We start from the raw sequence: 9,283 nt of genomic DNA on the forward strand, positions 1-9,283 counted from the left end.
CCGGCTGGTCCGGGCGTTGAGGAGCAACGGCTCCGCCAGATCCTCCGCCCCGATCCCGAGAACATCGCAGACGGCTTCGGCGTCCGCTTCAGTCAGGGCCTCAACCACGCCCGCAGGCTGCGAGATTGATATCGGGCCCTCGTCAGGGACAATCCCGGAAACAGTGCCGCTCAGTGTTTCGATGCAAAATGTCCCGGCACCGATCCGCCCTTGCCGCCGCAGCAGCCACAAGGCACCAATCGTGGCATGGCCGCACATTTCCATCTCGTGGCGCGGGACAAAGAAACGAAAACGGAAATCCGACGTGCCGCCCGGAGATGGCGGCAGAACGAAGCCGCTCTCATGTCCATACCGCGCAGCGATGCCACGCATGGCCTCGCTGTCCAGCGCTTCCGCGTCCAGCACGGTCGGCGCGGGGTTGCCACCCTCGGGCGAGTCCGGGAAAACTCGAACGACATAAATGTCCGCCATATCATTTTCCTTCCTCGCACGCGCCGCCACCCAAAGAAGGACGATCGCGCAAACACAGGCATCGGCCATATGACTTGCATGACGCGCGAATTGCGCTGGCAGAGAGTTTTTGAGCACAGTATTGTATACAGGCCTGCATGTTCCAAAAGGGCCGCGCCGGAGTCAAGGCGCATCAGCAAGAAACTGTTCGGATGAAACACCATGAGTGAAGGCCGGGTTGAAGAGGCCTATATACGGCTGAAGGAACGGGCTGTGAATTTCCAGTTCCGGCCGGGAGAGCGGATCAACGAGATCGGCCTTTCGCGGGAGCTGGCGGTCAGCCGCACGCCCCTGCGCGAGGCGCTGAACCGTCTCGTCACGGAGCATCTGATTGATTTCAAACCGGGGCTCGGCTTCTTCTGCCGGGAACTGGATGCGCGCTCCGTCTATGAGCTGTACGAGCTGCGCGAGATCATCGAGCTGGCCGCTCTCCGCAAGGCTTGCGAAAGCGCCAGCGATGCGCAGCTGAAGGCCCTGAACGAGGATCTTCTGGCCAATGGCCTGAGCTATGTCGGCAAGACCGTGCGCGAGGTGACCGAGCGGGACGAGGCCTTCCATATCGCCATCGCCGAGCTGTCCGGCAATCACGAACTCGCCCTGCATCTGGCACAGATCAACCAACGTATCCGCTTCATCCGCTGGCTCGACATGTCGTCCCGCGTGAAGGAGACCAAGGGCGAGCACCGCGCGATCATGGACGCCATGCTGGACCGGGACGCGGACCGGGCAGCCGACATTCTCGGCAAGCATATCCGGCGCCGGATGGACCAGATCGTGGCATCGGTGAAGGAAAGTTTCTCGAACATCTACATGGCCGGACCGGAAGAGCTGTTCGACCGGCAGTTCGAACCCCAGGAAGACTGACGTCAGGAGAGCGGAAATGAAAGTACGCGGCGGGAAGGCCATCTATGGTGCCTCTGTCGGCATCCTCATGCTGGAAGCGCAGTTCCCGCGCATTCCGGGCGATATGGGCAACGCGACGACCTGGGATTTCCCGGTGCATTACCGCGTCGTCCGCGACGCCTCGCCGGACCGGGTGGTGCGGCGCGGCGCCGAGGGCTTGCTGGATAATTTCATCGAGGCCGCCCGGGGGCTGGTCGCCGACGGGGTTGACGGCATCACCACCAATTGCGGCTTTCTTTCGCTCTTTCAGGAAGAGCTGGCCAGCGCGGTCGGCGTCCCTGTCGCCACCTCTTCGCTGATGCAGGTGGATATGGTGAACCGCCTGCTGCCCGCCGGAAAGAAGACCGGCATCCTGACCGTCTCCGGCTCCAGCCTGACGGCGGAACATCTGCGCAAGGCGCGGGTGCCCGACGGCACTCCGGTCGGCAGTACGGAAGGCGGACGGGAATTCACCCGCGTGCTGCTCGACAACGAGCTTGAACTGGATGTCGAAGCCGCCCGCCGGGACAATGTGGAAGCCGCTGAAAAGCTGCAGCGGGACTATCCGGAGCTGGGCGCCATCGTGCTGGAATGCACCAACATGCTGCCCTATGCCGCCGATATCCGGGACGCCACCGGGCTGCCTGTCTATTCCATGCTGAGCTTCGTTTCCTGGTTCCAGTCCGGCCTTGTTCCGCGCCGGTTCTAGATCCGGCGCCGGCCCCTACTCCACCTCGCGGGAGACCTGCGCGTAGGAGATGAAGCCGAACAGCACGGTGCCGCCGATAATGTTCCCGATCAGGGCGGGCAGGATGAAGCCTGTGACGGCGGCACCGGCATCCAGGTTTCCGGTCAGCACCAGAGCCGAAATCTCGACGGTACCGGCGACCACATGGGCAAAGCCGCAGAGCGCGACGATATAGGTCACGATGAAGATGGCCAGCAACTGGCCGCTCAACGTATTCGCCAGCACCCAGACCAGCGACGCGATCAGGAAACCGGCACCAATGCCCTTGATCACGGTGACCTGAAAGCCGTCATCGGCGACATGACGCCCCAGCTCCAGAACCTCGCCCCGGGCTGCCTCGGATAATGCCGGTGTCAGCATGATGAAAGCGGCGAACAGGAATGCCCCCGCCAGGTTCGCGGCCAGAACGACGGACCAGTTCCGCGCCAGGGCAAACAGATTGCGTCTGCTCGGCTCCTTGCAGATCGGCAGGACCGGCGTGATCGTGTTTTCGGTGAAAAGCTGCAAGCGGCCCAGCACAACGATGATGAACCCGACCGTGTAGCCCATATCCGCGACCAGCGGCGTCCATTCTGCATTGTCCGGCAGATGTCCCGCGATCACCGCCTCGGCCACCACGGAAAAACCGAGCACCAGCCCGGCGGCAAGGCCGGACCATGCAAGCGATACGGTCGGGCGCCGCAACTCCTCAAGGCCGCTTTCGCTGACCACGTGAAAGGTTTCTTCCGAGGTCAGGGGGCGATGCTCATCGACGCGTTCTTCGGAGTCCGACTTGACACTCATACCTATCATCCCGCCCACGGCTGTTGCGCACGGAGTGAATAACGGTTTGAGGCAGCAGAAAGTTCCCGTGACAGCCGCAAACCGGCCGAACGGAAGCCTTCTGCAACAAACGAAAAGCCGGAATGTTCGAACGATCGCGCGCTTGCATCATCAATTGGACTTTAATGGTTCCCGGAAGCTTCACATCTCGGTGACAGAGCCGTTCGATTGATCGTGATACCCGGTCCCCTTCAACATTCAGGAAAGACCGGGGACCGTGGTCAGATCTGTCAGAAACACACGAAAGCGGATATCGGCGCGCCCATATCTTCTGCTGCTACCGGCGTTTCTCTGTCTCGCCGCCTTCACTTACTGGCCGATGCTGCAGGTCCTGCTGGCCTCGCTCTCGGACAAGAAGCGGGGCGGGGACAGCGGCGTTTTCGTTGGCGCGGAAAACTATTTCCGGATCTTCCAGGACGCGCATTTCCTCGGTGCACTTGGCAACAATGCGCTCTATGCCGCCGGCACGGTGATCCCGAGCGTGCTGTTCGGCTTTCTGTTCGCGCTGGCCCTGCGCGAGACGACGAACCTGTCCGCAATCCTGCGCTCCATCCTGTTCTTCCCGACGCTGGTGCCGCTGGTCGGCGCGGCGGCGATCTTCATCTTCGTCTTCATGCCGGATATCGGCCTCTTGGACTATTACCTCGCCAAGCTCGGCATCTCCGCCACCAACTGGCTCGGCAACCCGGATCTCGCGCTCGTCTCCCTGATGGCGCTGACCACCTGGAAGAATGCCGGTTACTACATGCTGTTCTTCCTCGCCGGGTTGCAGGGGGTGCCGCAGGACGCGGAGGAAGCAGCGAAGATCGAGGGCGCGAACTGGCTGCAGCGGCTTTATTTCGTGATCATCCCGATGCTCGGGCCGACCTTCGCCTTCGTCATGGTCATCGCCCTGATCAGCGCGGTCAGCCAGGTCGACCATGTCATCGTCATGACCGATGGCGGGCCGAACAACGCCACCAACCTGCTGCTCTATTACATCTACCAGCAGGCCCATGAATTCTACGATCTGGGCAAGGCGACCGCGGCCACCGTCGTCACCCTGATCGCCCTGCTGACACTCTCTTTCCTGTCCCTGCGCACCGTCGAACGCAAGGTGCATTATGAAACCTGATTTTAAACAGTGGCTCGCCCCCGGCGCGCTGGTCGCCGCCATCATGTGCGCCGTGGTCTTCCTCTGGTCGACGCCGTTTCTCTGGATGCTGATCGCCAGCTTCCGGCCGGACGCAGGCGGCGGGCTTGGCATGGCCTCGCTGTTCCCGGATTTCGTGCCGACGCTGCAAAGCTACCGATACGCCATCGAGGACGGCTACTGGCCGCTCTGGTTCCTGAACTCGACCATCCTCGTCACCGGCACGCTGATCGTCCAGCTCGTGACCATCAGTCTCGCCGGATACGCCTTCGCGCGGATCCGGTTCCCCGGCAAGGAAGCGATCTTCTACATCTTCCTGCTGCAGCTCATGCTGGCACCGCCGGTGCTGATCGTGCCGAACCTGACGACGCTGGTGCATCTCGGCCTCTATGACAGCCTGATCGGCGTCATGGCGCCCTATTGGGGCTCGGCCTTCGGCACCTTCCTGATGCGCCAGACCTTCCGCTCCATCCCGAAGGATTTCGAGGAAGCCGCGATCATCGACGGCGCCTCCTGGTGGCAGGTGCTGCGCCACGTTCTGATCCCGCTCTCGCTGCCCGGGCTCACCGCCTTTTCCATCGTTTCGGTGGTCTATCACTGGAACGAATTTCTCTGGCCCCTGATGGTTATCAACGATCCGGACAAGATGGTTCTGACCGTGGGCCTCGTCAGCTTCGCGCAAGGCGCGGAGGGAGCGTCGGACTGGGGGCTTATCGCCGCCGGGACGCTCTTCATCATGGCGCCGCTGTTCATCGCCTTCACGGCGTTCCAGCGGCAATTCGTCAACAGTTTCATGTCATCCGGCGTGAAATAAGGAGCTTAACGATGTTCTTCAGGTCTGCGGTTGGCGCTCTGTGCGCCGGTCTGATCGCCTCGTCCGCCGGTGCGGCCGAGCGTATCGAATTCATGTTCCCGGCCCCGGTCCAGGGCAAGCTGTCCCGCGAAATGCAGAAGCTGGTGAAGGAATTCAATTCCTCGCAGGACGGCGTCGAAGTGGTCGGCGTCTTTACCGGCAGCTATGACGACACCAAGGTGAAATCCCAGGCCGCCGCAGAAGCGGGCAAGCCGCCGGCAGTGGTGCTGATGAGCGCCAACTTCGCCACCGAGCTGGCGATGAACGACCTGATCGTTCCGATGAAAGAGCTGGCGGGCGACACCGATCTCGACGGCCTGATGCAGGAATTCTGGCCGGCTGTGCGCCCGAACGCCTATTTCAACGGCGACGTCTATTCCATCCCGTTCCAGAACTCGACGCCGATCCTTTACTACAACAAGGAACATTTCGCCGAAGCCGGCATCACAAAGGCTCCGGAAACCTGGGCCGAGTGGGTCGATGCCGCGAAGAAACTGACAAAGCCGGACGGCGAGCGCTGGGGCATCATGATGCCGTCCAACTACGATTATAACGGCTGGCTGGTGCAGGCCCTGACCATGGCCAATGGCGGTCAGTTCTACAATGCGGTCTATCCGGGCGAGATCTATTACGACCACGCCTCGACCCAGGGCGCGCTGAAGTTCTGGCGCGATTTCGCGCATCAGCACCACGCGATGCCGACGGGCGTGACCAATTCCAAACAGGTCTCCACCGCCTTCTTCTCCGGCAAGGCCTCCATGGTCGTGCTCTCCACCGGCGCGCTCAGCTTCGTCCGCGACAACGCGAAGTTCGACTATGACGTCGCCTTCATGCCGCGCAACATCCGCAACTCGGTTCCGATCGGCGGCGCCTCCCTGGTCTCCTTCAAAGGCACCACCGACGCCCAGAAGAAGGGTGCGTGGGAATTCATCTCCTGGCTGACCTCGGCCGAGAAGATCGGTCATTGGTCCCGCTTCACCGGTTACTTCGCCCCGCGCCAGACCGCCTACGATCTGCCGGAAATGAAGAAGTTCACCGCCGAGCACCCGGACGCACTGCGCGCCGTCGAGCAGCTCGCCTATGCCGGTCCGTGGATCGCGACCTACAACACCGTCGCCGTCCGCAAGGCCGTCGAGGACGAAATGCAGGCCCTTCTGTCCGATCCGGAGCTGACCTTCCGTGAAGCTGCCGCCCGGGCGCAGAAGAACGCCGACGCGATCCTCGCTCCATACGCGGAACAGACCGCGCTGACGCTTAAGTAAGCGTTGGCCCTATATCCAACGGAAAAGCCCCGCCGGAAACGGCGGGGCTTTTCTTCATTGAAGAACCAGTGTTCAGATTGCAACAGCAGGCCGCGCCATCCCATCCGCCGCAAACAGATGCGCATCGCCGAGATCGAACCCAATCTCGATCTCGTCCCCCGCCGCAGGCCGGATACTGTCGCGCTGTTTCAGGCAAGCCTTCCGACCGTCGAAGGCGACATGGACCAACGCCTCGCCGCCGAGCGGTTCGACCAGTTCGACCCGGGCACGCCATTGCACCGGCAGCGGGCCTTCGCTCTGGCAGAGGCGCAGACGGTCCGGGCGGATGCCGATTTCCGACGCCCCGTTCGCGAGCCGTGCGGTGTCGGATTTCCGCAACCACTCGGCCGGAAAGAAATTCATCACCGGGGCGCCGATGAAACCGGCGACGAACTTGTTCGCCGGGTTCGAGTACAGCTCGTCCGGCGTGCCGACCTGCTGGATCTCGCCGCCGTTCAGCACGACGATACGGTCCGCCATGGTCATGGCCTCGACCTGATCGTGCGTGACATAGATCGTGGTCACGCCGAGGCGGCTTTGCAGTGCCTTGATCTCGGTGCGCATGTGGTTGCGGAGCTGGGCGTCGAGGTTGGACAGCGGCTCGTCCATCAGGAAGACTTCCGGATGCCGGATGATCGCCCGGCCCATCGCCACCCGCTGGCGCTGACCGCCGGAGAGAGCACGGGGTTTGCGTTCCAGCAGGGCGCCAAGGCCGAGCAGCTCCGCCGTCTCGCGCACGGCCACGTCGCGCTCGGCGCGCGGCACGCCCTTCAGGCGCAGGCCGAAGCCGATATTCTCGGCCACGCTCATATGCGGATAGAGGGCGTAGTTCTGGAACACCATGGAGATGTTCCGGTCTTTCGGCGGCACGTCCGTGACGTCAGTCTCGCCGATGAAGATCCGCCCGGCGGAGACGGTCTCAAGCCCCGCCATCATCCGGAGCAGGGTCGTCTTGCCGCAACCGGACGGGCCGACATAGACCACGAACTCGCCGTCGGCGATCTCCAGATCGAGGCTTTTGATCACCTCCACATCGCCGAAATTTTTCGACACATTCTGATAGCGAATTCCGCTCATCGACCACTCCCGCTTTCGAAGTGACCTTTCTAGCGAAAACAGACTACAGGCGTATGAACGTGCAAAGGCCGGCCCGCGTTCGGGGCCGGCCTTTGCCGTAAAGTCTCTATCGGTGCTTTCAGGCAGCCGCGCGCTCGGCCGCCGTTTCCGTGTCGCTCTCGACCAGCGCCGCATGCAACGCCGTGATGGCCGTCTCGAACTGGCCCTCTTCCATGATGAACATCATGTCCACCTTGCGGGACAGACGGTGCACGCCGAGCAGCTCGATGCCCGCTTCCGTCAATGCCAGCAGCGCGGTTGCGTCCAGTCCGGGCACGGACATGTCGCTGCCGATGGCCGAGACGATGGCAACGTTCCGGGTGGAGATTTCCGCCGTCGGGAAAGCCTCTCCAAGATCCGCGATCACCCGCTTCACCGCCTTGCGCGAGCCGGCCAGGAAGTGCGTGATGGTGTTGGCGTTCGAGCTCTTGGTGACGATACGGACATTGTGCCGCTTCAGCGCTTCCAGAATACCGGTGTCATAGCCTTTGACGCCGACCATCTCCTGCTCGAAGAACTCAAGCGCATGCACGTCCTTCAGACCGGTGACAATCTCGACACGCGGCTCTTCGGAAACGTAATCGCCCTCGAACATCGTACCCGGATCGGCCGGATCGAACGTGTTCCGGACCCGCAGCGGGATTCCCGCCTGGCGCAGTCCCTTCGCCGCGTTCGGATGCACAGCTTCCATGCCCATGTTGGAGAGCTGGTCCGCCACATCGTAGTTCGTATGGCCGATGGTCCGGACCTTGCCCTCGCCGACCAGCTTCGGATCGGCACTGGAAAGGTGGAATTCCTTGTGGATCACGGCTTCCCTTGCTTCCGTCACAACGGCAAGGCGGGAGAACGTCACCTCGGTATAGCCACGGTCGAACCGGCGCACCATACCTTCGCGGCAATGGGCATAGCCCGTCACGATCGGCAGCTCGCGGGCGAAATCCACTTCCGCGAGCGCACCGGAGATCCGCTCGTCAAGCGTCGGATCGCTTTCGTCGCGCCAGCCTGTCAGGTCGACAAAGACGGCATTGATGCCGTTATCCTTCAGCAACAGGGTCGTGTTGAAAGCGCTGTGCGCCTCACCAAGCCCGGCCAGCATTTCCCGCACCGTTTCCATATGGTGATCCAGACGGAAATGGCCGTGGGTGCAAAGCCGCTGCAGGTCGAGCAGGCAGTTGCGCACGCCCTCGACCCGGTCGCGCACGAAACCATCGGCAAGACGGCGAGAGGCGGGATCCTCGAGCACATCCGCATTCTTGGCGATCATTTCGTCGGCAAGCTCGGTCAGGGAGTCACCCCAGGCCCAGTCGGACTCGGACCCCGCGTAATGCGCGAAAACGCCGGGGGCTCCGGTTTTCTTGTATTCCAGCAACCGGTCGGTCATCCCGGCATAGGCCGAGACTACGAAGATGCGGTTGTAGGGATCCGCATCCGCGTGGCTGCGCAAAAAGACGTTTTTCAGGACCACATCGGTGTTGGCAATCGACGTACCGCCGATCTTCTCCACCGTGTGGCGCGGCTCGATTGGCTCTAACATAGTATCTCCAGAGGAGTTGCGTCTGCGATGCGGCGCGGCCCGATCAGGCCGCGTCCTCGACATCGGCAGCATAGGCGCCGGTCTCGTCATGCACTTCCCGGCCGGATACCGGCGGGTTGAAGCAGCAGGCCACGACCATGCCTTCCGGGCCGCCCCGCAGGATGTGCCGGTCATGCAGGTTCAGCGCGTACATGGTGCCGACCTTGATCTCGTGCGTCTCGTCCTTGGCCAGATCGGTGATCGACCCGCCGCCGGAGACGCAATAGACGGACTCGAAATGGTTCTTGTATTCGAACGTGTGCTCGCTGTTCGGGAAGATCGTGGTGATGTGGAAGCTGAAGCCCATCTTGTCGTCCTTCAGCAGCATGCGCACGCTTTCCCAGCC

Annotated in this window: 10 protein-coding genes; 5 read left to right on the top strand and 5 right to left on the bottom strand. The window is 62.3% G+C overall.

Going from position 1 to position 9,283, the window contains the following annotated elements:
- A partial coding sequence (locus AAC126_RS20385) for a PhzF family phenazine biosynthesis isomerase (protein WP_339856989.1) occupies positions 1-471 on the bottom strand: 471 nt, incomplete at its 3' end.
- Positions 472-672: 201 nt separating this feature from the next.
- Between AAC126_RS20385 and AAC126_RS20390 the strand changes: the two genes are divergently transcribed.
- Both AAC126_RS20390 and AAC126_RS20395 read left to right on the top strand, forming a co-directional pair.
- Positions 673-1,374, top strand: a complete 702-nt coding sequence (locus AAC126_RS20390; protein ID WP_339856991.1) for a GntR family transcriptional regulator — start codon at positions 673-675, stop codon at positions 1,372-1,374.
- Positions 1,375-1,390: 16 nt separating this feature from the next.
- A complete protein-coding gene (locus AAC126_RS20395) occupies positions 1,391-2,101 on the top strand; it encodes an aspartate/glutamate racemase family protein (RefSeq protein WP_339856994.1) in 711 nt (236 codons plus the stop codon).
- Between the two features lie 15 nt (positions 2,102-2,116).
- Here the strand turns inward: AAC126_RS20395 and AAC126_RS20400 are convergent, their stop codons facing one another.
- A complete protein-coding gene (locus AAC126_RS20400; protein ID WP_339856996.1) occupies positions 2,117-2,923 on the bottom strand; it encodes a formate/nitrite transporter family protein in 807 nt (268 codons plus the stop codon).
- Between the two features lie 256 nt (positions 2,924-3,179).
- Here AAC126_RS20400 and AAC126_RS20405 point away from each other — a divergent pair, with 256 nt between their 5' ends.
- Genes AAC126_RS20405 through AAC126_RS20415 form a run of 3 tightly spaced genes read left to right on the top strand, consistent with a single transcriptional unit; the run spans position 3,180 to position 6,209 of the window.
- The gene (locus AAC126_RS20405; protein WP_339856999.1) at positions 3,180-4,076 is read left to right on the top strand and encodes a sugar ABC transporter permease; all 897 of its coding nucleotides are present in this window, start codon (positions 3,180-3,182) and stop codon (positions 4,074-4,076) included.
- Entirely contained in the window at positions 4,066-4,908 is an 843-nt protein-coding gene (locus AAC126_RS20410; protein WP_339857001.1) for a carbohydrate ABC transporter permease, read from the top strand. The genes AAC126_RS20405 and AAC126_RS20410 overlap by 11 nt, the downstream gene beginning before the upstream one ends.
- 11 nt (positions 4,909-4,919) lie before the next feature.
- Positions 4,920-6,209: an ABC transporter substrate-binding protein gene (locus AAC126_RS20415; protein WP_339857003.1), complete on the top strand. Its 1,290-nt coding sequence runs from the start codon at positions 4,920-4,922 to the stop codon at positions 6,207-6,209.
- A 72-nt stretch (positions 6,210-6,281) separates the two neighbouring features.
- Here AAC126_RS20415 and ugpC read toward each other — a convergent pair whose 3' ends face one another.
- The 3 genes from ugpC to AAC126_RS20430 form a co-directional block, all read right to left on the bottom strand.
- Positions 6,282-7,325, bottom strand: coding sequence for a sn-glycerol-3-phosphate ABC transporter ATP-binding protein UgpC (ugpC, locus tag AAC126_RS20420; RefSeq protein WP_339857005.1), 1,044 nt, complete (start codon positions 7,323-7,325; stop codon positions 6,282-6,284).
- A 118-nt stretch (positions 7,326-7,443) separates the two neighbouring features.
- Positions 7,444-8,898, bottom strand: coding sequence for an aspartate kinase (locus AAC126_RS20425; protein ID WP_339857008.1), 1,455 nt, complete (start codon positions 8,896-8,898; stop codon positions 7,444-7,446).
- A 43-nt stretch (positions 8,899-8,941) separates the two neighbouring features.
- Positions 8,942-9,283, bottom strand: a 342-nt coding sequence (locus tag AAC126_RS20430) for an ectoine synthase (protein WP_339857010.1), incomplete at its 5' end; no start/stop codon positions are given.

It is taken from the genome of uncultured Nisaea sp. (assembly GCF_963974195.1).
GTDB lineage: Bacteria > Pseudomonadota > Alphaproteobacteria > Thalassobaculales > Thalassobaculaceae > Nisaea.

Excerpts from the sequence above, each read along its gene's own strand:
- ugpC (WP_339857005.1), bottom strand. The coding sequence starts at position 7,325 with ATGAGCGGAATTCGCTATCAGAATGTGTCGAAAAATTTCGGCGATGTG.
- AAC126_RS20410 (WP_339857001.1), top strand. The coding sequence starts at position 4,066 with ATGAAACCTGATTTTAAACAGTGGCTCGCCCCCGGCGCGCTGGTCGCC.
- AAC126_RS20390 (WP_339856991.1), top strand. The coding sequence starts at position 673 with ATGAGTGAAGGCCGGGTTGAAGAGGCCTATATACGGCTGAAGGAACGG.
- AAC126_RS20395 (WP_339856994.1), top strand. The coding sequence starts at position 1,391 with ATGAAAGTACGCGGCGGGAAGGCCATCTATGGTGCCTCTGTCGGCATC.
- AAC126_RS20400 (WP_339856996.1), bottom strand. The coding sequence starts at position 2,923 with ATGAGTGTCAAGTCGGACTCCGAAGAACGCGTCGATGAGCATCGCCCC.
- AAC126_RS20415 (WP_339857003.1), top strand. The coding sequence starts at position 4,920 with ATGTTCTTCAGGTCTGCGGTTGGCGCTCTGTGCGCCGGTCTGATCGCC.
- AAC126_RS20425 (WP_339857008.1), bottom strand. The coding sequence starts at position 8,898 with ATGTTAGAGCCAATCGAGCCGCGCCACACGGTGGAGAAGATCGGCGGT.